The following is a 24,284-nucleotide window of genomic DNA, read 5'->3' as shown; positions in this document are numbered from 1 at the left end:
GGGTTGATGCCGCGACCGGCTATTTTGTCTCACGCATTGCATGATACGCACACCTTCACAACTGTTTAGCAGCCCGGTTGCCAACATACGCGTGGTTAAGGCGCTGATCTGGCTGGGTGCCTGCCTGCCACTGTTGCGCCTGCTGGTGCTGGCTGTCACGGATGATCTGGGGGCAAACCCGGTAGAGTTCATCGAACGTTCCACCGGCACCTGGGCACTGGTATTTTTGCTGCTGTCTTTAAGCATCTCGCCGTTACGGTTGTGGAAACCGCTTTCCTGGCTGATTGCCGTGCGTCGCTTGCTGGGCTTATGGATGTTTGCCTATGCCTGTGTGCACGTGCTGAGTTATCTGTGGCTGGACTACAGCTTTGACTGGCCGGATATAGGCCACGACATCGTCAAGCACCCGTATGTGCTGGTAGGCGCCTGTGCCTTCCTGCTCACCTTGCCACTCGCCGCGACCTCGAACCAGCGTGCCATACGTGCGCTTAAACAACGCTGGAAACGCTTGCACCAGCTGGTCTATGTGATTGCCGTGCTGGCTTTATTGCATTACTGGTGGCTGGTGAAAAAAGATGTGACCGAACCTGTGATTTACAGCCTGCTGTTTGCCGGGCTGATGCTGGCACGCTGGTGGACGACGGTTCATCGTCGGCGCTGATCTGTCTGCCAAATGCCCCTAAATGCCATTCCCGGGCTTTAAATGCTTGTGTGACTGCTGTCACAGTCATATTCTTCACTGTTCGCTCTTGACATCATTCCCGCTTTTAGACACATTATTATAAATATAAAGAGAGCCATGCTTGATGGGGGACTCTCACTAATAATTTTTAGGGGTGTTTGATTTTAACCGGCGACCGGCTTTAGCTGGCTTGTGCTTGTCGCTAGTTGGATTTCACACTGCGGTTGTGAAGGTATGTGATGTCAAAAGTAATACTCGAGCCCGACGCATTCGTTCTGGCGGATCAGGCGCTCGCCAGCACGTTTGAAAGATGGCAATCCACGATAGACTCCTCTGGTTTTGGGTTGGCAGCAGTCACCGACCAGCAGGGGACATGCGACGCCCTATTATTTTTTAATCGGGCCGATATGCCTGTGCCTGAACCTTTGCCTGCCATTGCAGTTCAGGCGATCACCCCGCTGTGGCATTATCTGCCCGCCATCACGCATGCGCCGCTGCAAGGCATGCTCAGCCAGCCTTTGCCTGGCATCAGCCAGCGCACCATACAACTCGCATTGCCTGAACAGCACAACCGCTGGCTGGAATGCAGCACCCACGATTTTAGCGATAGTACAGGCCGGCAACGCTCGCTGGTGCTGGTACGTGAGATCACACGTGAGCGTCAGGCCGTGCAGGCTTCACAACAGGAGCAATCGCGTGCGCTGGCCTATGAACGCTTTCAGTACTCCATGCTGGAACTGGTGCTCAAGGAACAGGATGCCACGCGCGTGCTGGAAACCATCGCCCGCGATATTGAGGCCATGCACACGGATATGTATTGTGCCATCGTGCTGACGCAAAACCTGGGCAAGCTGGTGCAGACGGTGATCGCACCTACCTTGCCCAAAGCCATGCAGGAAACCTTGCGCCAGTTACAGCTCGAAACCGATAAAGGCTCGCTGGCGACTTCTATCGCCATGAAACAGCGAGTGATCGTGGATGATGTGATGACTAACCCTTACTGGGTGCATCACCGCGAAGCCGCGCTAGCCTCGGGCATACATGCCGGCTGGGCTGAACCCTTGCTGACGGCCGCTGGGGACATTCTCGGTGCGTTCGCCATTTACTACCGCCAGCCACAGACGCCGACTGCCAGTGAGCAATCCATGATAGAGCAGGCGGCCAAGTTGGTCAGTATCGTGGTCGACCGCCATCTGTCGCAGGACAGCATGGAAGCATTGGCCTATCTGGAGCCGGTGACCGGCTTGCCTAACCGCAGAAAAGCCTATGAAGTACTGCAACGGGTGCAATTGCAACCGGCGACTGGCCAGCACTGGGGTTTGATCTATCTGGATATCGACCATTTCAAATGGATCAACGAGGCGCACGGGCATGCGCTGGGCAACCGCTTGTTGCAGCAGGTCGCCGAGCGTCTGCAAAAGGTGGCGACACCGCATTTTCTGGCGTGTATGGGTGGCGATGAGTTCCTCATCCTGTTATCGGGCCTGGCCTCTGAAAGCGAAAAAGCCCTGCAACAGGTGTGGGTGTTGCAGCGCAAACTGCAAAAGATATTCGAGCGTGCCTTTAAAGTGGATGGCCAGAAGCTGCAGATCACCTCCAGTATGGGCTTATCCAGTTTTACCAGCGTGGAAGCGAGTGACACCGACTTTGTCAAAGCGGTAGATATCGCCATGCATAGGGCCAAGCAGGCCGGGCGCAACAGCGTATGTGTCTACGAACCAGGCATGCAGACAGAAATCGCTACCCAGGTGATGCTGGAAGCCGAATTACGGCTGGCGATAGAGCAGCAGCAACTGGCCTTGCATTACCAGGTGCAGGTAGACCATACCGGCCGGCCGTTCGGTGCCGAAGCTTTGTTACGCTGGCAACACCCTCAGCGTGGCTTTATCTCACCGCTGCAGTTTATCCCGGTGGCAGAATCCAGCGGACTTATCATCGATATCGGCATGTGGGTGCTAGACCAGGCCTGCGCCCAGATCGCACGCTGGCAGCATGCGCGCAACACCAGCGACCTCAGTCTGTCGGTGAATATCAGTGCCAGGCAGTTCAGGCAGGCTAATTTTATTTCCATGATCAAAGCCTGCATCCAGAAACACCAGATCAATCCGAATGCGTTGCGGCTGGAGCTGACAGAGAGCCTGCTGCTGGAGAACGTCGATGACGCTGTCAGTATCATGACCGAGCTCAGCCATATCGGCATCCAGTTTTCACTGGATGACTTTGGTACCGGCTATTCTTCACTGCAATACCTGAAAAAACTGCCTTTATACCAGCTCAAGATAGATAGGTCATTCGTCAATGATATCGTCACCGATAGCCATGACCGCACCATTGTGCGTACCATCATCGCCATGGCACAAAGCATGTATCTCAGCGTGATCGCCGAAGGGGTAGAAACGCAGGAGCAAATGGAATTGTTGCTGAATAATGGCTGCCGCCGCTACCAGGGCTATCTGTTCGGCAAGCCTATGCCGATAGCGCAGTTTGAAGCCTGCCTGACGCAGACGCTGCAGTAATCAGCAAGCGCCGGTGTTTACGGACCGGCGGCGCCAGCTGCCGGTGTGATTGTGACAGGCGCGGCTATATCAGGCGTGACCGTATCAGGTGCGACCATATCTGGCGTATCTGGCGTCGCCTGCAATGCCTGCTCGGTTTTTGGCAATATCTCAAGTTGCGTGCTAGTGGTGTTATTCGCCGCCTGTTGCGCATTGCTTTCAGCCGTGAGGATGCGGATGATGATGCGATTATTCACCGATTGCGCCAGATTGTTTTCGCTGCTGGAAGCCGGTTTGGTATCGGCCAGGCCGATCGCCGACATGCGCTTGCTGCTCACGCCACGCATACCCAGGATAGCGGCCACGCGTGCAGCCTGGGTGGCGGTGGTTTCCCAGCGCCTGGCTTCAGGGTTGGTGTCTTCGCTATACATATGGCGGTCTATATGGCCTTCAACCTGCACGGTGCGATATTCATTCTTTAGCTGTTCGCCTATCAGCTTGATCACATAAGGGCCTTGCTCGCTAAGCGCGGATTGATCAGCCTTGAACAACAAGTCACTGCGCAGGGTGATATCTATGCCAAATTCGCCCTGCAGGATAGAAAGTTGTTTTTGTTCTATCCATAGTGCAAGCACGTTAGCCAGTTGTTGACCCATGGCGCGCATTTTGTCCAGGTCACGCTGCTTTTTTTCCTGATATAAATAGTTGAGTGGCAATGGTTTCAGGATAGCGCTCTTGTTTTGCAGCGAGGAGGGCGTGTCTGTGTTCATGCTCGGCGTCTGGCCAGGTTTGCCCTGAAAAGCGGTGACCACTGAACTCGACAGCGCCTGGTATTTATTCAGGTTGATGCTGGAGGTGGCATACATGACCACAAAGAATGCGAATAACAGCGTGATGAAATCGGCATAGGAAATCAGCCACCGGTCGTGGCTGTCATCGTCATCATCGTGGATCTTGCGCCGGTACATTACGACTCCCTGAGGCGTAAGTAGGCTTCCAGGCGTTCACTGACCAGTTTTGGGTTATCGCCTCTGGCAATAGACACCCAGGCATTCAGCAGCATCTCGCGGCGCGAGAGCTCGTGCTGTATATGCCCCTTGAGTTTGTTGGCGATAGGCAGGAATACCAGGTTGGCCAGGGCGACACCATAAATGGTCGCCACGAAAGCGACGGCGATGCCGCTACCGATCTTGGCCGGGTCAGACAGGTTTTCCATGACATGGATCAGGCCGAGCACGGCGCCTATGATGCCGACGGTAGGCGCATAGCCGCCGGCAGCAGACCAGATCTTGACTGCATCACGTTCCTGTACTTCAAAATAATACATATCGATGGCGCATACTTCGCGTATGCGGTCAGCCGGTGTGCCATCCACCAATAACTGCAAGCCTTTACGCACAAACGGATCTTGCTCGCGCTTGATCTGGCTTTCCAGCGATAACACGCTTTCTTTACGTGCTTGCTGGCTCCACTGGTTGATACGCTGGGCCAGTTTGTGCCTGTCATCTTCCGGGTGCACAAACACCCAGCGCAGCATGCGCAGGCCTTTGATAAATGATTTGAGTTCGCTTTGCAGCAACACGGCACCGATAGTGCCAAACATCACCACCATAAAGGCGGCCGGTTGCAGCAGTGACTTAAGGTGTCCACCTTCCAGGGTTTGGCCCAGCACCAGGCCGGCCAGCGCGATCAGTAGCCCTGCCAGGCTGCCCCAATCCATTACGACACTCCGGTCCAGGATTTATCACGCATGGACGCACGCAAGCGGGCCACGGCCTGGCTATGCAACTGGCATACGCGTGATTCAGAGACATTCATGATGGCGCCTATCTCTTTCAGGTTCAGTTCCTGTTCGTAGTAAAGGCCCATCAGCATTTTTTCGCGTTCCGGCAAATGGTCTATGGAGTCTATCAATGCCTCGCGGAAATCGCTTTCCAGCAGTGATTTGACCGGGTCATTGCTGTCATCATCGACAAAGCGGTCGAGGAAGTGTTCGCCACCGCCGTCATCATCATGGAAATCTTCGTAATAGATCAGCTGGTGACCCTGACAGTCACTCAACACATCATAGTAGTCTTCAAGACTGAAATTCATGTGTTTGGCGATCTCGGATTCGGTAGGCGGACGGCCTAATTTCTGTTCCAGTTGCTGTACCGCCACCTCGATGTCGCGCATATTCTTGCGGATACCGCGTGGCAGCCAGTCGGCACCGCGCAATTCATCCAGCATGGCACCACGCACACGTTGTGAGGCGTAGGTCTCGAACTGTGCGCCATGCGTGTCTTCATAACGCTGGATCGCATCCATCAGGCCTATCATGCCAGCCTGCACCAGGTCATCGACTTCCACGCAGGAGGGCAGTTTGGATTTCAGCTGGTAGGCCATTCTTTTGACCAGGCCGCTATGCTGCTTCAGCATCTGGTCGGTATTGTTGGTTTTGCCTTTAGCGGTATACATGTTTTCCCTCTTTACTCTAGGCAGCAGCCAGTGACGACGTCGTTAAACGTTGTTGATCCAGGCTTCTGGCGACGGCTCTAAATGCCATGGCAGATTGCGTTGCCGGAGCTGACTCCGCTGCAAGACGGTTTTTCAGGCCAGCGGCGGCCTGAGCCTTTTGCATGGCTTTGCTATCCGGGATCGCGCCGAGAAAACCCAGGGAGATCCCCAGGAACTGCTGGCAGACCTGGTTCAGGCGCATGAAATACTGCTGGCCTTGTTCATGCGTGGCATCTGTGACCACCACGCTCAAAGGTAACTGGCCATGCTGCTGGCAAATGCGCTTGATGGTGGTATAGGCCGATTTAATGGCTTCATCATGGCGTTCCACCTGCAACACCAGGCTATGCTGGGCCATCACAGGCAGGGCCAAGGTCTGGTCACTAGTGTCAAATAATGCTTCTATCATCACGGTATCGTAGTCATACGCAAGTTGCTTCACTATACCGTCGAGCTCGATTTTTAAATCGCCGGATAAAGGCGAGCTTAATGTGTCAGTTTCTGTCAGGCAGGCCAGGTCATAGCCTTGCGGGTGTTTGACCACGGCACGGCCCAGGCTGCTTTTGCGCAGGGCGACCGCCTGCAAAGTGTATTTGGTCATGGGCCGCTGGTGCGCCTGTATCAGCAACAGGCGCTTGCCGGGAGCGGCCATGCTGGCTGCCAGTTGACTCAGCCAGCTGTCAGCAGGCTGGCCATTGGCTGCCATCACACTGATCATGCGTGCGGATGATCTGGCCATGATACGGCGCAGGCCATCGGCCTGGTCATGGTAATTAAACATGGTGCTGCTCTCCCTGCGCCTGCATCATGCTAGAGATCACCAGTGGCAACTCCTCATCCAGGTACTGGTAAGGCAGGCTGGCCTGGTGCGGTGTCAGCACTCTTTCAACCAGGGCGTGTTTATTCGCGACTTCGATATCTTCCGGCACGCGCTGGCCGCCGGTGGTGTAGTACAGGCGCATGCGTTCACGGATCAATACATCCAGCACATTGCCTATGGCAGCGGCTTCGTCAAGTTTGGTGACTATGCAACCGGCGATATCATGTTTTTTGTAGCTGCGCATCACATCGGTCAAGGTTTCACCGGTTGAAGTCGCATTCAGGCACAACAGTTTCTGTATAGGCGTTTCTGCCCGGCTCAGCATAGAAAGCTGCTCAGTCACTGCCTGGTCACGCTGACTGACACCGACGGTGTCTATCAGTATCATGTGTTTGCCTTTTAACTCGTTGAGTGCGATCTTCAGATCTTCTTCATCTTTCACCGCGTGTACCATCACACCCAGGATCTTGCCGTAGATGCGTAATTGCTCGTAACCGCCGATACGGTAGCTGTCTGTGGTGATCAGGCCCAGGTTCTGCGTGCCGTGTTTCATCACATAACGGGCCGCCAGTTTGGCCGTGGTCGTCGTTTTGCCGACGCCGGTAGGGCCAACCAGGGCATACACACCGCCTTTGTCCAGCAATGCATCCTCATCATCCAGTGTATGCAGGTTGCGGCTGATGACTTCTTTAGCCCACATAGGTGCCTTGTGCACATCAATATGCTGAGGCATCTTTTCTGCGATCTGGCGTGACAGGGCGGCGCTGAAGCTGGCAGAGAGCAGGGTGCTCAATACTTTTGATTTGGCCGGGCTGTGCTGCAAATGATGCTGCCAGGTCATGGCACTCATCTGCGTTTCAAAGTTGCTGCGCATATGACGCATTTCCTGCATCATGGTGAGCATTTTTTCTTCCAGCGTCTGCGTAGCGACCTGGTAGGCCTGCTCCTGCTGTTCGCTATGCTGTTTGAACAGATCCATCATCGCGTGGTCATTGTTCGTCGTTTCTTCTGCCGCTGGCGCAGCGATCACCGGTTTTGCCACTGGCGCAGCCATGCGCGGCTGGGGTTTGGCGGCTGGCATTGCTTGCGCAGCACCAGACTGGCCGTTCACACCGGCCTGACCGTTCACATAGTCCAGCAGGCTGCGCGCGTCACTCTGTGGTTCCAGCGACTGCTGGTTATCGGAGCTGTCGATATCAGTTTCCAGCATGGCCATGATCTCGGTGCCGCCATTGACGCTGCGGTTCGCAACGATGATGGCATCTTCACCCAGGGCCTGTTTCACCTGAGCCAATGCTTCACGTGCATTCTTGCCAAAAAATCTTCTGATATTCATGTTATTGCGCTCCGATTAAGCTGGTCACTCGTATAGATTTGTTGTCTGGCAACTCGTCGTGCGACAGCACTCGAAGATGCGGGACGGTCCTTCTTAAAAACCTTGATAAAGCCTGGCGTAGCGGGGCGGCAACCAGTAATACCGGCGTCAGTCCCATCTGCTCCTGTTGTCTGGCAGCGACTTCTGTCTGTTGAGACAGTTTTTCAGCGATGCCAGGTTCAATCACGCTTTGTGCGGATTGATTATTTTGTAATGCCTGCAACAACAAACGCTCCAGCTGGCCATCCAGCGTCATGGCGGTCACTTCGTCACTGTATGGGAACAAGTCCTGTACGATGGCTCTACCCAGTTTGACACGTACCATGGCGGTTAGATCATTTGCATCCTGGCTATATTGCGCATGGTCGGCCAGGGTTTCGAGTATGGTGCGCATATCGCGGATATGCACACCTTCGTTCAACAAGTTCTGTAATACTTTTTGCAGCGAAGACAGGGTGATCAGCTTAGGCACGATCTCTTCTATCAATTTGCTGGATTCTTTACCCAGATGATCCAGCAGTTGCTGTACTTCCTGGCGGCCCAGCAATTCACCGGCATTCAGCGAGATCACATGGTTGAGGTGGGTGGCGATCACCGTGCCCGCATCTACCACGGTATAACCCAGGCTTTGTGCATATTCCTTACGCTCTGATTCTATCCATACTGCGGGCAATCCAAATGCCGGATCAGTGGTTTTAGTACCATCCAGTTCGCCAGTTACCGCACCCGGGTCTATCGCCAGCATCTGGTTAAAGTTGGATTCACCACTCGCCATCTCTACACCTTTCATGGTGATGCGATAGGCATTCGGTTTTAATGTCAGGTTGTCACGGATATGCACAGTCGGTGCCAGAAAGCCTATCTCCTGGGCGAATTTCTTGCGTATGCCTTTGATACGTTTCAACAATTCGCCGCCTTGCGCCTTGTCCACTAAGGGGATCAGTCTATAGCCGACTTCCAGGCCCACGGTGTCCACAGGCAATACATCGTTCCAGGTCGCTTCTTCTGCTTCGCTGGCTGGTGCCAGTTTGTCTTCAGGCTGCAGAGTCAGCATGGCTTGCACTGCGGCTTTCTCCTGCTTTTTCTTCACTGAGTAAGCCATACCACCGAGCATGGCGCCCAATGCCAGGAAAGCCAGGTGTGGCATGCCAGGGATGAGGCCGATACTGCCTATGATGCCGGCAGTCACGCTCAAGACGCGTGGGTTTTCAAACAGCTGGCTGATCAACTGGCCACCGATGTCTTCGTTGTTGGCTACGCGCGAAACCACCACACCGGCTGCGACAGAGATCACCAGTGAAGGGATCTGGGCTACCAGGCCATCACCGATCGCCAGCAGCGTGTAGTTTTTAACCGCATCGCCAAAGCTCAGGTCATGTTGCAGCATGCCCACGATCAGGCCGCCGACGATGTTGATGATGATCACCAGGATACCGGCGATCGCATCACCACGTACATACTTACTGGCACCGTCCATGGCGCCGTAGAATTCGGATTCCTGGCTGACTTCCTTACGGCGGCGGCGGGCTTCATCTTCGGCGATCAGGCCGGCGTTGAGGTCGGCATCGATCGCCATTTGTTTACCAGGCATCGCATCCAGGGTGAAACGTGCGCCCACTTCAGCGATACGGCCAGCACCTTTGGTGATCACCGTGAAGTTGATAATGGTCAGAATGACAAACACCACGATACCCACGGCATAGTTACCGCCGATCAGAAAGTGGCCAAAAGCCTCGATCACTTTACCGGCCGCATCCGGGCCGTTATGGCCTTCAGTCAGTACCACGCGGGTAGACGCCACGTTAAGTGCCAGGCGCAGCATGGTGGTCATCAGCAACACGGTAGGAAAGGCGATAAAGTCCAGCGCCTTGGTGGTTTGCAGGCCTATGATCAGCACCAGGATAGACAAGGCGATATTAAAGGTGAAAAACACATCGAGCACGATGGCCGGCAGCGGCAAGATCATCATTGCCAGCAGCATTACAACAATGAGTGGTGCCGCGATTGCGCGACCGTCCATTTTTCCCATCATTTGTTGCCAGTTGTTCATCTATAAGCTCCTTAAACCTGCTCTAATCACTCTATATCTGTTGCTGAAGGCGGTGTCGCCACCAGTGCATGCGGGTCCAGTGCATCTGGCACCGGCACATTGGCAGGCACAGGCGGACGCACACCACCATGCTGTTTGAATACGCGCAGCTGGAATACATAAGCCAGTATCTCGGCGACAGCTGCATATAAGGCCTGCGGTATTTCACGTTCCAGTTCGGTATGTGCATATAAGGCACGCGCCAGTTTGGGTGACTCCATGGTCATGACATTGTGCTCTGCTGCGATCTCCCTGATCTTGAGGGCGATTGCATCCATACCCTTGGCGACCACGATAGGGGCGCCGCTTTCACCTTCTTTATAGCGTATGGCCACTGCATAGTGCGTAGGGTTGGTGATCACCACATCGGCAGTCGGCACATTGCTCATCATTCTGCGGCGTGCCATTTCGCGTTGTTGCTGGCGGATACGGCCTTTGACTTCCGGGCTACCTTCCGCTTCCTTGGCTTCGTCCTTCAGTTCCTGCTTGGTCATCTTATGCTTTTGCGCATATTGATAAAGCTGGTAGGGCACATCGATCACCGCGATCAGCACCAGTGCAGAAGCAATGGTCAGAAAGCCTGTCACCATATAATCGTTAATGGCATTGATGCCGGATTCAAGCGGCATTTCAGACAAGCCCAGCATAGGCTGCAGATCTTTTTTGACGATGGTGTAGCCGACAGAGGCCACCAGTATGGTTTTAGCCAGGGATTTCACCAGCTCAACCACAGAGTTCTTGGAAAACATGTTGCTGATTCCTTTAATAGGATTCAGCTTGCCAAAATTAGGCACCAGCGACTTCTGTGACATCACCCAGCCGCCGACCAGGATAGGGGAAGCCACCGCCACCGCCACAATGATCACCGCCAGTGGCAGGAAAGCCCACATCACTTGTTCTATCACTTTAAGCAGGTGAACCAGCAGCAGTTCTGGTTCAAACGCCATGGCCTGGTCAAACCGCAGGCCCTGTCTTAATACATCTTTCAGTGCTTCACCCATGGGGCGGCCCAGCATCATGATGGCCATGCCACTGGTGAACAATACCGCACAGGCTGCCAGTTCACGTGAGCGGGGGATATCGCCGTCTTCGCGTGCCTTCTCCAATCGCTTGGGGGACGCGTCCTCGGTTTTCTCCATATCGCTGTCATCAGCTGCCATATCACTCACTAGTCGGGGTTCAGGAACACAACAGGCGTTCCGTCGTACATGAGTGATTATTCAGCAGGCAAGTCGGTTTTTATAGTTCGAATAAAGGCACTAATAGACCGCAATCTAATAGTTATGAATAGAGATTTGTTAATAAGTGCAAATGTATAAAATATTTGTCATTAAAAAACAATGACTTATAAAATAAATGAATTATTTTTAAACTAAACCCTAAAGTTTTAGTTAAGCCCGCCGTAAACGAGTTATGACTAAAAGTGCCCGTGAACCTGATCTGATGACGCCCATGTAGGAAAAAAATGGCTGTTAACGGAATACAGCGGGAAAACTTTAATTAATTTTTGAATTGAAAGGAGCAGGCAGCTGCGAGAATAACCATATATTTATTACAGTTAAACATTAAATAAATATCATAACCATTTGTTTTATATGGTTGTGTGTTGTGCCATGCCGGGTTTTGTAAGACAAACACCTACATGGCTGTTTTCGTCCGTCTTACAAAATTAACCGACAAACCCTGATTGTTGGCATCCATGAATGCGCGCAAAGTACGCCTAACGCAAATGCGTACTTAAATTGAACCGCAAATAAATGGAGAAAAGATCATGAATGTCATGCAAAACGATTTACTCGCTGAAATCAAAGATGCCAATCTGAACTACCTGATGCTGGCACAACAACTGATCCGCTCTGACAAAGCCACTGCAATTTTCCGTTTGGGTATCAACAAGGAAATTGCTGACCTGCTGGAAAACCTGACCAACCTGCAACTGCTCAAATTGTGTAACACCAACATGCTGCTGACACGCTTCCGTTTTGACGACAGCGAGATCCTGGGCATGCTGACCAGCTACACTAAAGATCCTGCCCAAGCGCACCTGCACACTGCGGTACTGATGTCCGCCCAAGCTGCAGAATCTACCGTATAAGTTTTATTTCCATCTGGCGATAAAGAATAGAAAAGAGGGTTTATCATGCAAAAGAAGAGTGTCGTTAACGAAGCAGAACAAATTAAACTGGCCATGCAAATGATTGAGTTGGGTGCACGTTTGCAATTGCTGGAATCACAAACTACTTTGTCACGTGAGCGCTTGATCAAGCTCTACAAAGAGATGAAAGGTGTTTCACCACCTAAAGGCATGTTGCCGTTCTCGACCGACTGGTTCCTGACCTGGCAGCCGAATATTCACTCTTCGATTTTCTATAATATCTATCGTTTCATGGTGGATTATGCAGGGGTAGAAGGCATACACGCCATCATCAAAGCCTACACTCTGTATATGCAACAAGTACAAAACCCCGATGGCGGCCAGACTGAAGAGCCTGTGTTGTCCCTGACCCGTGCCTGGACCCTGGTGCGTTTCATTGAAAGCAAAATGCTGACAACCAAAGTCTGTCATTGCTGCGGCGGCCAATATATCGTGAACAGCTACGATCTGAACCAGAACTATGTCTGCAACCTGTGCCACGTGCCTTCACGTGCCGGTAAAACCAAAAAAGCCAAAGAACTCAGCTACAAACTGGTTTCAATGTCAGCTTAATCGGGCAGCTATCGTGACTGACAGGTTGGAACTAGTGCAACCTGGTATTTAAAGAAAGACTCAGCATGCGTTCTATCAAACTTTCGGCAGGGGCGTTGCAGCAGAATGCAGTAGCACAACGCTTCCTGTCCCCTAAGTTATGGATGCAGAAATTAATGCCGCGCAAATTATGGTGCCAGGCATTGCTGATACAGTGTTTGAGTCTGCTGTTGATTGCGGGCGTCGCGCCTGGCGTAATCAACAGTGTATTCGCTTTTGAACTCCGTAGCCTGGGGCTGAGGCTGGATTCCATCTGGTTCTGGCTGCTGCCGCATGCAATACTGGTCAGTGTCATGGCCAGGGCCAGCCGCATGCCGGTCTGGTGGCGCTGGATACATGTCATTTTTCCGCTGGCGGTGATCTCCATGCAGCAAGTGGCATTTCCCCCTATGGTTTACCTGGCCGGTTTTGTCATCACCCTGGCGCTGTATTGGTCAGTGCACAATACGCGCGTGCCTTTTTACCCGTCTTTTCCCGCTACCTGGCGTGCCATGCACCATATCCTAGAGCAACATGCAGCTGAGCAACCTTTGCGTGTGCTCGATATAGGCAGTGGCCTGGGCGATGTTTCGCTGTTTTTATCCAGGCAACGTGCGCAAGACCAGATAGACGGCATAGAGATCGCGCCATTGCCATGGCTGGTCAGCGTGCTACACGCGACATTCACACGTAGCCGGGCCAGATTCACGCTGGGCGATTATCGCCACAGCGATTTCGCTCAACTGGATGTGGTATTCGCCTACCTTTCACCCGCCGTGATGGCAGACGTCTGGCACAAGGTGCAGCAGGAGATGCGTCCCGGCAGCCTGTTCGTCAGTTCGGAGTTTCCGGTGGCTGATGTGACTGCCAGCCGTATCATCTATCCTTCAACTAGCGCTCCCGCACTCTACGTTTATACCCTGTAACACTGGTAGTCAGCCATGCCGCGGTGCCGGCCATTGTGCAAACTTATGCCTGCCTGTATCAGATATCACAAGCTAATTAGCCTGCTAAATCCCTTTTATTTGCAACATTGAAACCGCATGACGATTGTTATGCTGTAGGTATTCAATGCTAAAAGTGGAGTAGGGCATGTTCGTTATTATTGGGTATGTAGTCGTTTGCGGCATGATTTTCGGCGGGTACGCGCTCGCGGGTGGTCATCTGGGCGCGCTGTGGCAGCCGCTTGAAGTCATGATGATCTTTGGTGGTGCGTTTGGTGCGTTTATTGTCGGTAACGACAGTAAAGCCATCAAGGCTACCGTGAAAGCCTTGCCGACCTTGTTCAAGGGCTCCAAATACTCCAAGCAGCTGTATATGGATCTGCTGGCATTGCTGTTCGAGATCCTGACCAAGATCCGCAAGGATGGCTTGATGGCTATTGAAAAAGACATTGAAGACCCTGAAGCCAGCGCCTTGTTCGGCAAATATCCCAATATCCTGCATGACCACCACCTGGTTGAATTCATCACTGATTACCTGCGTTTGATGGTGTCCGGCAATATGGATGCCTTTCAGGTAGAGAACCTGATGGATAACGAGATCGAGACCCACCATATGGAAGGCCATGTGCCAGCACATTGTATCGCCAAGCTGGGTGACGGCTTGCCGGCGTTCGGTATCGTGGCAGCGGTGATGGGCGTGGTGCACACCATGGAAAACGTGGCCTTGCCACCGGCCGAGCTGGGTATCCTGATCGCGCACGCACTGGTGGGTACTTTCCTCGGTATTTTGCTGGCTTATGGTTTTGTCGGCCCTTTATCCGGTCTGCTGGAACAAAAACTGGAAGAATCCAGCAAAAGTTTTCAAACCGTCAAAGTGGTGTTGCTGGCCAGCCTTAACGGCTATGCCCCGCCGATCGCGGTGGAATTCGGCCGTAAAGTGCTGTATTCCACTGAGCGTCCTGGTTTCACCGAGCTTGAAGAGCACGTGAAACAGGCCAAGTCGAAATAATCAACCTAGTTACTGAATCAGCGTAGCGCTGGAGAACATCATGGCAGAAGATCGTGTTGCCCCGATTATTGTAAAAAAGATAAAAAAAAGCGGCGGTGGTCATCATGGCGGCGCCTGGAAGATCGCCTATGCCGACTTTGTGACGGCGATGATGGCCTTCTTCCTGCTCATGTGGTTGCTGGGCTCTACCTCTAAAGCGCAAAAAGAAGGCATTTCAGAATATTTCCAGACACCATTACATGTGGTGTTGATGGGCCCTTCGGTCGGCCAAAGTGATTCTGCGCTGAAAAACACCGGCGGCAAGGACGTCACCAAGAAACAGGGCCAGGTGAAGCCGGTCGATGGTGACCCCGGCAAGCTGAAAACAGTCAAGATCGAAGATGTGAAAGAAGCCTTGAAGAAAGCAGAGAAGATCAAGCTGGAATCGCTGAAAGCCAAGATAGAACAGGCGATAGAAGAAAACCCGACCTTGAAGCAGTTCAAGTCGCAGCTCAAGCTGGACATCACCAGTGAAGGCTTGCGTATACAGATCATAGACGAGCAGAACCGGCCTATGTTCGAGAATGCCAAGGCCGAGTTGCAGCCATATGCCAAGTTGATCCTGCGCGAAATCGGTAAAACACTGAATGGGGTGGATAACAAGATCAGTTTATCCGGCCACACCGATGCCGCCGGTTACGCCAATGGCGAGCATGGTTACAGTAACTGGGAATTGTCCTCAGACCGCGCCAATGCCTCACGCCGTGAGCTGATCTCCGGCGGCATGGACGAGACCAAGCTGATGCGCGTGGTAGGCCTGGGCTCGGCGATCATGATGGATAAAGAGAACCCGTTCAACCCGATCAACCGCCGTATCAGCCTGATCGTGATGAATAAAGAAACCGAAGAAGAATTGTTAAAAGACAATGACCAGATCTCTGCCAGTGAGCATGATCTGTCGCAGGTGAAATCGTTGCAGGACAAGCAGGAAAAAGCGGTAGAAGCGAAGTAAACGTGACATCAAGGAGCCCAAGAAATAAGCGCTATTTATGATGCTTATTTCTTGATTGAAAATCAGGGGAATCAGGCAAGATAGGACCACTATGAAAACATTGCCCATCGAAGAATTAAGGGAGTTACTGGCTGCAGTCTCTCGCCACGGTGACTGGCATTTACTGGAGATCGAAACCGATCTGCAACAAACCACTTTTTTGCTGAACGAAGCGATAGAAAAGCTCAGCACCAGTTTCATGAACGTATACGGCCAGTTAACCGAGCAACAGGCCGTGGTCAAGTTACTGGCAGAATCCGCCAATTTGCAGCCTGATATGGTACAGCAGTTGCAGGGGTTCGAGGAAAGCATTGGTCAGGAGATCAATAAAGTGGTGACCGGCATGCAGTTCCAGGATATGACCAACCAGCTGTTGCAGCGCACGATCAATCGTGTCAATGGCTTGAAAACATTATTGCAGGAGTTATCCAGCCACCAGTTTCCTATGGCGGCGGAGAGCGAGCATGAAGAGATCAGAAATTTCATCATGCAACTGAACCAGAATTTTGACCAGGGTAGCCACCATCTGACCGGCAATTTGCGCAAGTCGGTGAATCAGCAAGACCTGGCGAGCGGTGATATCGATTTATTCTAATCACAGCATGTTTAACATATTGAGTAAAAAAGGCGAGTGAAAATGGCGAAGACAATTTTAACAGTAGACGATTCAGGTTCTTTGCGTCAAATGGTAGCGTTCAGTTTAAAAGCTGCCGGCTATGAGGTGGTGCAGGCTGTGGATGGACAAGATGGCTTGAACAGGGCCAAGGAAAAAACCGTAGACCTGGTATTGACTGACCAGAACATGCCGGTGATGGATGGCCTGACCCTGATCTCCAATCTTCGTAATCTGGCCTCTTACCAAAAAGTACCTATCCTGATGCTCACCACCGAGTCGTCAGATGAAATGAAAGCAAAAGGCAAAGCCGCCGGTGCCAATGGCTGGCTGGTCAAACCTTTTGATCCTAAACGTTTGATTGAAGTCGTACAAAAAGTGATCGGTGCTTAAGAGTCCTGATGATAAGTGCCCTGGTTAAGGGACTGGAGAAAAAAATGACAGTGGATATGAGTCAGTTTTATGAGGTGTTCTTTGATGAGGCTGAGGAATTACTCGCCGAAGCAGAACGCCTTTTGCTTGAAATTAATGTGGATGCTCCTGATATCGAGGAGCTGAATGCTATTTTTAGAGCGGCCCATTCAATAAAGGGCGGGGCAGCGACATTCGGTTTTATGGACATGACAGAGATCACGCATGTGCTGGAAAACCTGCTCGACAAGATACGCAAGCAAGAAATGGCGCTCACTGTTGAGCATGTTGATGCATTTCTGGCCGCTAAAGATGTGATCAAATCGCAAGTGGATGGTCACCGTAACGGCTCAGATGTAGACCCTGAGCAGGTGAGCGATGTCTCTGCCAGATTGAAATCCTTGTCTGAAGGCAAGGCAGCTGCTGCACCGGCCGAGGCTGCATCAGCACCGGCACCGCAAGCGGCCGCAGCCGCAACCCCGCAAACACCGGCCTTGACTGTCTCTGCAGAAGAGCAGGCGCAGGGCATACAGCTATATGACGTAGGTTTACCCGACGTCACTGAAAAAGACCTGGGCAACCTGAAAGATGAACTGGAGTTGCTGGGTGAAGTAGCGGTGTATCAGCGTGCTGACAACCGTCATGCCTTGCTGATCAAAACCGACTCTACCGCCGACGATATTGTTTCTATCTGTTCATTCATTGTCGACCCTGACGCGCTGGTGATCCAGATCGCCGGAGCCCAGACAGCCAGTGCTGAGACAGCCGCAGCCGCGCCAGCGCCTGCCGTCGCAGAGGTCGCCGCGGTAGCAGCCGTCCCTGAAGATCCAGGCTATGGTTTTTTTACCAACGAAGCAGATGGTTCCGCAACACAGGCACCGCCAGCCAAGGATGGCAGGGTCGCCGTCGCTGAAGAAGTAGGCTACGGATTATTCTCGAATAATGGCGAAGAGCAGCAGGAAGAAGGCTACGGTTTCTTTGCACCGTTCAAGCCACACCCTGATGCGCCAAAAGCACAAATGATAGGTGATGATAATGCCGCTGCCGCACTGGCAAAAGCCTCTGCCGAGGCTGAAAGCACAGTAGCGGCCAACGCTCCAGCACCTGAAGTCAAGGATGAGCGCCGTGCGCAAGCGCGCCGTGAATCTGACAAGCCGGCCGCACAGAGCGCCGAAAGCAGCTCTATCCGGGTCGGTATCGAAAAAGTCGACCAATTGATCAACCTGGTAGGCGAGCTTGTGATCACACAGGCCATGATAGAACAACGTGTCAATGCGCTGGACCCGGCAGATAATGAAGGCCTGATCAACAGTGTCAGCCAGCTGACGCGCAATACGCGTGACCTGCAGGAATCGGTCATGTCTATCCGCATGATGCCTATGGATTTCGTATTCTCGCGCTTTCCGCGCATGGTGCGTGACCTGGCCGGCAAACTGGGCAAGAAAGTGGAATTTGTCACCAATGGTGCCACCACCGAACTGGACAAGAGCCTGATAGAGCGTATCGTAGATCCGTTGACCCACCTGGTACGCAACAGTGTGGACCACGGTATTGAAAAACCGGAAGTACGCCGTGAAATGGGCAAGTCTGAAATCGGGGTACTGACCTTGTCTGCAGCGCATAAAGGCGGCAGCATCGTGATCGAAGTCACCGATGATGGCGGTGGCCTGAACCGTGACCGTATCCTGGCCAAAGCCGCTTCTAATGGCTTGCCAGTGAACGAAAGCATGAGCGACAGCGAGGTGTATAGCCTTATTTTCGCACCGGGCTTCTCAACCGCTGAAGTGGTCACCGATGTTTCTGGCCGTGGCGTAGGTATGGACGTGGTCAAACGTAACATCAGCGCCATGGGCGGCAATATCGAGATCCGTTCCGCTTTGGGTTATGGCACGACGATCTCCATCTCGCTGCCACTGACACTGGCTATCCTCGATGGTATGTCAGTCTCGCTGGACAAGAGCCTGTATGTGGTACCACTGAACCTGATCGTCGAAACCTTGCAGCCACGTGCCGAAGACCTGAAAACCGTCACCGGCGAAGGCCTGATGGTACATGTGCGCGGGGAATACCTGCCTATCATCGCCTTGCACGCTTTGTTCAACCATCCTACCGAGATCACCAACCCGACTGAAGGGGTATTGCTGATCCTGGAAGCGGATGGCAAGAAATCGGCATTGTTCGTAGACCGTCTGGTTGGCCAGCAACAGGTAGTGATCAAGAGCCTGGAGACCAATTTCAAACGTATTCCGGGCGTCTCGGGCGCCACCATCATGGGCGATGGCTCGGTGGCATTGATTCTTGATGTGCCTGCGATCACCCAGATGGGCCAAACAACCAATTATGTGACGGGTGGTCGGTCATTTGCCGATCAGGATTATTCCAACTTAAAAAATCACATCAATGCATAAGGAGCATATGCAATGACTTCAACTGAAATGACTAACAATCACGGTGCTAATAACGCAGGCAGCATGAGAACCGCCGCCGGCGAATACCTGACCTTTGTGCTGGGCAATGAGCAATATGGCATAGAGATCCTCAAGGTGCAGGAGATCCGCGGCTATGATGCGGTGACCCAGATCGCCAATATGCCACCTTTTATCAAAGGCGTGATCAACCTGCGCGGCAAGATCGTGCCTATCGTTGACCTGCGTATCAAATTCAAGCTGGGCAAGGTGGAATACAACGAGTTCACCGTGGTCATCATCCTCAACCTGAACGGCCGCATTGTCGGTATCGTGGTCGATGGTGTGTCTGACGTACGCGAATTGCGTGAAGAACACCTGCGCGAAGTGCCATCACTGGTCACCCGCATCGATACTAAATACATCGTCGGCTTAGCCACCATAGAACAGGAGATGCTGATCCTGGTGGATATCGAGAAATTGATGACCAGTAACGAAATGGAACTGATGGACGCTGCAGTGCATTAAATACAGCACTTTTCAAATAACAAAACAGCGGCATTGCAACAGGTACTTCTTGCAAAGGGGCGATCATGTTTTCAACAATTTTAAATAAATTGGCAGCAGGCACTAAACAGTATCAGCATATTCTGGATGAATCGGCTGAATTTTCGGCACTCAAAACTGAGATCAACAAGGCCAGAGCCATCATTGAATTGGCCGCCGATGGAAAGATCAGCCATGTCAATGAGAATCTGTGCGCAGCATTAGGCTATAGCGCCAGTGAATTGATAGGACAACATCATCGCACGCTGCTGGCCAGTGAAGACGCTGCCAACGCAGATTACCAGGGTTTCTGGAGTGATCTGGGCGCAGGCAAATCACGCGTAGGCGCTTTCAAACTGATGAATAAATCAGGCCAGGCAAGCTGGTTCCAGGGTTATTACGCACCAGTGCTCGATAACGCTGGCAAACTGCGCAAAACCGTGGCCTACCTGACTGATATCACACAGGACAAACAGCAAAGCATCGCCTTGCAGGAAGATGGCCAGGCGGTGAATCAATCGTTTGGCGTGATGGAATGCGACACGCATGGCATCATACTCGACTGTAACGAGCTGCTGGTAGCACCTTTAGGCTATACCCGCGAAGAAGTGATAGGCAAAAATGTCAGCTTCCTGCTCAAAGCGCATTCAGCCCAAAGCCCGGCATACAAGCAGCTATGGGAAAAACTGGCCAGGGGCGAGAACGGTAAACAGGAAGTCTGCCGCGTGGCTAAAAGCGGTAATGAATACTGGTTCAGCGCCAACTACATCCCTATCCTCAATGATGATAAACAGCTGGTGAAGATCAAGATATTCTCTTTCTGTATCACCGCAGAAAAACAGCTTGAACTGGACTATGAAGGCAAAGTTCAAGCCATTGCCAAAGTACAGGCAGTCATAGAGTTCGATCTGGGCGGCAATGTACTTGCCGCCAACCAGAATTACCTGACAGTGACAGGCTACGCGCTGGACGAAGTCGTCGGCAAACATCACAGTATGTTTGTCAGCGAGCGGCATAAAGCCAGCCCGGAATACCAGACGTTCTGGGAAAAACTCAATCGCGGGGAACCTGACGAGAGCGTCTATCACCTGTATGGCAAAAACCATAAAGACCTGTGGCTGCAGGCTTCTTACAACCCTATCATAGGCCTGGATGGCAAGCCGGTGAAGGTGGTGCAATATGCCACAGACATCACCAAAGCCGTGCTGGCAGACAAGGAACAAGCGATCAGATCCGCTGAAGCCTTTATGATACAAACGACACTGGATTCTGCCTCAACCAATATGATGATGGCCGATAACGACGGTATCATCCGCTACATGAACGCCTCTACCGAGCGTTTGATGCGTAGCTCTGAATCCAATTTCCGCCAGGTGCTGCCTAACTTTGATGCGGGCAAGATCGTCGGCCAGAATTTTGATATCTTTCACAAGAATCCGGCGCATCAGCGCGGTCTGCTTGCCTCTTTAACCAAAGAGCATGTAGTAGAAATGCCGCTGGGTGACATGTTTGTGCGTCTGAAAGCCATGCCTATCTTTGATAAAGAGGGCGTACGCTCGGGGACTTCACTGGAGTGGGTGGATATCACGCAGGAACGTCGCGTCAGCGACCAGATCTCATCCATTATCGCCAATGCGGCAGAAGGTGATCTGACCGATCGCATAGACCTGTCCGACAAATCCGGCCCGACTGCCGAAATTTGCAAAGGCGTGAACAACCTGCTGGAAAACATGACCGAATTACTGGTGCAGATCCGCGAGGCAGGTGAAACCATCAATACTGCCGCCCAGGAGATCGCCAGCGGTAATAATGACCTTTCCAGCCGTACTGAACAACAGGCCTCCAGCCTGGAAGAAACTGCTTCCAGTATGGAACAACTGGCTTCTACGGTGAAACAGAATGCGGATAACGCCCGCCAGGCTAACCAGATGGCAGAAGCTGCTTCGCAGGTCGCGGTACGCGGCGGTGAAGTGGTGGGTAACGTGGTGACGACCATGAGCGCGATCAATGAAAGTGCGCGCAAGATCGAAGACATCATCACCGTGATCGATGGTATCGCTTTCCAGACCAATATCCTGGCCTTGAACGCAGCGGTGGAAGCCGCACGTGCCGGTGAACAGGGCAGGGGCTTTGCAGTGGTGGCGGGTGAAGTACGCAACCTGGCACAACGCTCGGCCAGTGCCGCCAAAGAGATCAAGGAACTGATCACGGATTCTGTCAGCAAAACCACCGAAGGGACTAAACTGGTGCAAAACGCCGGTGAGACCATGCACGAGATCGTGACCTCAGTGCAACGCGTGACAGACATCATGGGCGAGATCACCGCCGCCTCTGCCGAGCAGAGTTCAGGTATCGATCAAGTCAATAAATCTGTGACCGAAATGGATGAAACCACCCAGCAGAATGCTGCCCTGGTTGAAGAAGCCGCTGCTGCAGCTGAATCACTGGTTGAGCAGGCTGCCACCCTGATGGATTCCGTCAATAAATACCGTTTGCATCAGGCCAAGCCAGTGGCGCGCACCAGCGTTGCACCGGCGAAAAAATCGGCAGCTGTACCATTTGTTAACAAAGCCAAGCCAGTTGTGAATAGTCATGCCGTGGCACAGGAACAACCGGCCAGACTGGCAAAAACCGGTACCGATAATAGCGATTGGGAAGAGTTTTAACATGTGATCTAAGGAGACTGCAGCATGACAAGCAAACTACGTCAGGTTATGGATACATTGCATGAAGGTTTTTTGTTATGGGCATCTGCCGTGATCGGTTACCCTCTTTGAGGGGCTGCGGCAGCTCAGTTGTAGTCTCTGATTTACAGGTGTTTGCCTAAAACAATATTCAGTTTTTTCTCCTAAAGAGAGCCATTTAAAAGTGGCTCTCTTTATTTATTTCCCGCTGCACTAAAGTCATTGAATCCATTCAACAAATTCACTTGATCTTACATTCAAGTTTCGCGCTGAAAATGCCGATATACAAGATGTGTCACCGTGAAACCTGCCTATGCCGGAAATCAGCGGTAACAGCAGTGAGTATGACTTGGACTTTGCATGAGATTTGGCAGGGAAACACCCTTCTGATAGTCGCATGTGAAGCACAGGTTTTTTGCCATAATTCAGCGATATAAAACTGGTGCGGCCAGTTAATTTGGATCTTAGGGATTTGTGATGACAATAGCGAAACGTATGTATCTGTTGATCGCCTCCTGCGCGATTGCAATGGTGATCCTGATCGGATTTACCTTAACCCAGGTGGTCAAAGTATATGAATATACCAATCAGGCCAATGCGAATAGCATTCCCAGCATTCTGGAGCTTTCCAAGGCTGAGAACTTCTACCAGCGCCTGCGCTTGAACCTCTTGCGGCATGTGTCTGCGACGACGCCTGCCGAGAAGGCAAAGCTTGCCGCGCAGATCCATGACAGACGCAAAGTGGTCGAAGAGGCGATGAGTAATTACCAGAGCCTGACCACCGATAGCACAGACAAGGCCATGTTCACAGAAGAGCAGGCCATGCTGACTGCTTATTTTGACCAGATGACACGTGTGCTGGCTTTGTCAGATGCCGGTTCGCCCGAAGCTGCAACCCTTTTGCAGACAGCCGATAAAGTCGCGATAGAGCTGGCGAACAAACTGGATGACCATATGGTGTATAACCAGAAGATCAGCCTGGAACACGCCGAAAATGCCGCTGCTATCAAGCAGACCGCCTTATGGCAATCTGCAGCTATCGCCTTGCTATGCCTGACTGTGATCGTGGTGGCCGGTGTGCTGATCACCAGACGCTTGCGTGCCCAATTGGGTATGGAACCAGCTGAACTGACTGTGATCGCCCGTAACTTCGGAGAAGGTAACCTCAACCAGAAGATCACTTTGCCGGAAGGCGACAAGACCAGCGTGGCCTATTCTATCCGTGTGTTGCAAAAGACCCTGGATGGCCTGGTGCAGTCATTAAACTATGTCAGCCAGCAGCATGACGAAGGCGATATCGACTGCACAGTTGATGAGACCCGCTTTAAAGGGGGCTATGGCCAAATGGCCGCCGGCATCAATAAAATGGTGGCTGGCCACATCGCCATGAACCAGGAAGCGATAGAAGTGGTAAAAGCCTTTGGTGCAGGTAACCTGGACGCGCCATTGAAACAATTCCCCGGTAAAAAAGCATTCGTTAACGAAGCGATCGAGCAGGTGCGTAGCAATATCAAGCGCCTGGTCAGCGACGCTGAAGAGTTGTCGCACGCAGCGGTTGAAGGCCGCCTGACCGCCAGGGTAGATGCAAGCAAGCATCAGGGTGATTTCCGCATGATAGTCGAAGGTCTGAACAACACCCTGGACGCCATCGTCAAGCCATTGAATGTGACCTCCAGCTACCTGGATAACATCGCCAAAGGTAATATCCCGGCCAAGATCACCGAACAATACCAGGGTGATTACAGCCTGATCATCAACAACCTGAACACCTGCATAGACGCAGTGAATGCATTGGTGGCAGATGCGAACGAACTGGCATTGGCAGCGCAAAACGGTGCCTTGTCTACGCGTGCCGACACCAGCAAGCACAATGGCGATTTCCGCAAAGTGATAGAAGGTGTCAACGGTACGCTGGATGCGGTGGTCAAACCATTGACCATCACTTCCGAGTACCTGGACA

Annotated in this window: 20 protein-coding genes; 13 read left to right on the top strand and 7 right to left on the bottom strand. The window is 52.3% G+C overall.

Annotated elements, in window-relative coordinates:
* Positions 1-40: 40 nt before the first annotated feature.
* The gene (locus ACT6RZ_RS10910) at positions 41-661 is read left to right on the top strand and encodes a sulfite oxidase heme-binding subunit YedZ (RefSeq protein ID WP_444702139.1); all 621 of its coding nucleotides are present in this window, start codon (positions 41-43) and stop codon (positions 659-661) included.
* Between the two features lie 260 nt (positions 662-921).
* On the top strand, positions 922-3,198 hold the full coding sequence (locus ACT6RZ_RS10905; RefSeq protein ID WP_444702138.1) for an EAL domain-containing protein: 2,277 nt from the start codon (positions 922-924) through the stop codon (positions 3,196-3,198).
* A gap of 17 nt (positions 3,199-3,215) precedes the next feature.
* On the opposite strand, the gene ACT6RZ_RS10900 is transcribed toward ACT6RZ_RS10905, so the two are convergent.
* The 7 genes from ACT6RZ_RS10900 to flhB are packed head-to-tail and all read right to left on the bottom strand — an operon-like array spanning position 3,216 to position 11,117.
* Positions 3,216-4,145 (bottom strand): flagellar motor protein MotB, encoded by a 930-nt coding sequence (locus ACT6RZ_RS10900; protein ID WP_444702137.1) that lies wholly within the window; start codon positions 4,143-4,145, stop codon positions 3,216-3,218.
* The gene (locus tag ACT6RZ_RS10895) at positions 4,145-4,897 is read right to left on the bottom strand and encodes a flagellar motor protein (RefSeq protein WP_444702136.1); all 753 of its coding nucleotides are present in this window, start codon (positions 4,895-4,897) and stop codon (positions 4,145-4,147) included. Before ACT6RZ_RS10895 ends, ACT6RZ_RS10900 begins: the two co-directional genes overlap by 1 nt.
* The gene (locus ACT6RZ_RS10890; RefSeq protein ID WP_442586476.1) at positions 4,897-5,634 is read right to left on the bottom strand and encodes an RNA polymerase sigma factor FliA; all 738 of its coding nucleotides are present in this window, start codon (positions 5,632-5,634) and stop codon (positions 4,897-4,899) included. The genes ACT6RZ_RS10895 and ACT6RZ_RS10890 overlap by 1 nt, the downstream gene beginning before the upstream one ends.
* A gap of 16 nt (positions 5,635-5,650) precedes the next feature.
* Positions 5,651-6,454 (bottom strand): MinD/ParA family ATP-binding protein, encoded by an 804-nt coding sequence (locus tag ACT6RZ_RS10885; protein ID WP_444702135.1) that lies wholly within the window; start codon positions 6,452-6,454, stop codon positions 5,651-5,653.
* Positions 6,447-7,829 carry a flagellar biosynthesis protein FlhF gene (flhF, locus tag ACT6RZ_RS10880; protein ID WP_444702134.1) on the bottom strand — a complete coding sequence of 461 codons (1,383 nt, stop codon included), beginning with the start codon at positions 7,827-7,829 and terminating at the stop codon, positions 6,447-6,449. The genes ACT6RZ_RS10885 and flhF overlap by 8 nt, the downstream gene beginning before the upstream one ends.
* 1 nt (position 7,830) lies before the next feature.
* The gene (flhA, locus tag ACT6RZ_RS10875; RefSeq protein WP_444702133.1) at positions 7,831-9,918 is read right to left on the bottom strand and encodes a flagellar biosynthesis protein FlhA; all 2,088 of its coding nucleotides are present in this window, start codon (positions 9,916-9,918) and stop codon (positions 7,831-7,833) included.
* Positions 9,919-9,944: 26 nt separating this feature from the next.
* On the bottom strand, positions 9,945-11,117 hold the full coding sequence (gene flhB / locus ACT6RZ_RS10870) for a flagellar biosynthesis protein FlhB (protein ID WP_444702132.1): 1,173 nt from the start codon (positions 11,115-11,117) through the stop codon (positions 9,945-9,947).
* Positions 11,118-11,728: 611 nt separating this feature from the next.
* On the opposite strand from flhB, the gene flhD reads away from it, so the two are divergent.
* The 11 genes from flhD to ACT6RZ_RS10815 form a co-directional block, all read left to right on the top strand.
* A complete protein-coding gene (gene flhD, locus ACT6RZ_RS10865) occupies positions 11,729-12,052 on the top strand; it encodes a flagellar transcriptional regulator FlhD (protein WP_325238977.1) in 324 nt (107 codons plus the stop codon).
* 45 nt (positions 12,053-12,097) lie between these two features.
* Entirely contained in the window at positions 12,098-12,664 is a 567-nt protein-coding gene (gene flhC / locus ACT6RZ_RS10860) for a flagellar transcriptional regulator FlhC (RefSeq protein ID WP_379055772.1), read from the top strand.
* Between the two features lie 65 nt (positions 12,665-12,729).
* Positions 12,730-13,608, top strand: coding sequence for a class I SAM-dependent methyltransferase (locus tag ACT6RZ_RS10855; RefSeq protein ID WP_444702131.1), 879 nt, complete (start codon positions 12,730-12,732; stop codon positions 13,606-13,608).
* Between the two features lie 166 nt (positions 13,609-13,774).
* Positions 13,775-14,635, top strand: a complete 861-nt coding sequence (gene motA, locus ACT6RZ_RS10850; RefSeq protein WP_379055768.1) for a flagellar motor stator protein MotA — start codon at positions 13,775-13,777, stop codon at positions 14,633-14,635.
* Between the two features lie 40 nt (positions 14,636-14,675).
* On the top strand, positions 14,676-15,626 hold the full coding sequence (gene motB / locus ACT6RZ_RS10845) for a flagellar motor protein MotB (RefSeq protein WP_444702130.1): 951 nt from the start codon (positions 14,676-14,678) through the stop codon (positions 15,624-15,626).
* Between the two features lie 91 nt (positions 15,627-15,717).
* Positions 15,718-16,260: a chemotaxis protein gene (locus ACT6RZ_RS10840; protein ID WP_444702129.1), complete on the top strand. Its 543-nt coding sequence runs from the start codon at positions 15,718-15,720 to the stop codon at positions 16,258-16,260.
* A 42-nt stretch (positions 16,261-16,302) separates the two neighbouring features.
* A complete protein-coding gene (locus tag ACT6RZ_RS10835; protein ID WP_444702128.1) occupies positions 16,303-16,671 on the top strand; it encodes a response regulator in 369 nt (122 codons plus the stop codon).
* A 44-nt stretch (positions 16,672-16,715) separates the two neighbouring features.
* The gene (cheA, locus tag ACT6RZ_RS10830) at positions 16,716-19,097 is read left to right on the top strand and encodes a chemotaxis protein CheA (protein ID WP_444702127.1); all 2,382 of its coding nucleotides are present in this window, start codon (positions 16,716-16,718) and stop codon (positions 19,095-19,097) included.
* A gap of 12 nt (positions 19,098-19,109) precedes the next feature.
* Complete coding sequence (locus tag ACT6RZ_RS10825) at positions 19,110-19,622, top strand: chemotaxis protein CheW (RefSeq protein WP_379055758.1); 513 nt, start codon at positions 19,110-19,112, stop codon at positions 19,620-19,622.
* Positions 19,623-19,687: 65 nt separating this feature from the next.
* Entirely contained in the window at positions 19,688-22,306 is a 2,619-nt protein-coding gene (locus tag ACT6RZ_RS10820; RefSeq protein ID WP_444702126.1) for a methyl-accepting chemotaxis protein, read from the top strand.
* A 495-nt stretch (positions 22,307-22,801) separates the two neighbouring features.
* A partial coding sequence (locus ACT6RZ_RS10815; RefSeq protein WP_444702125.1) for an MCP four helix bundle domain-containing protein occupies positions 22,802-24,284 on the top strand: 1,483 nt, incomplete at its 3' end.

The organism is Methylophilus sp. (genome assembly GCF_052437885.1).
Taxonomy (GTDB): Bacteria; Pseudomonadota; Gammaproteobacteria; order Burkholderiales; family Methylophilaceae; genus Methylophilus.
This window is presented reverse-complemented; position numbering and strand designations above follow the sequence as displayed.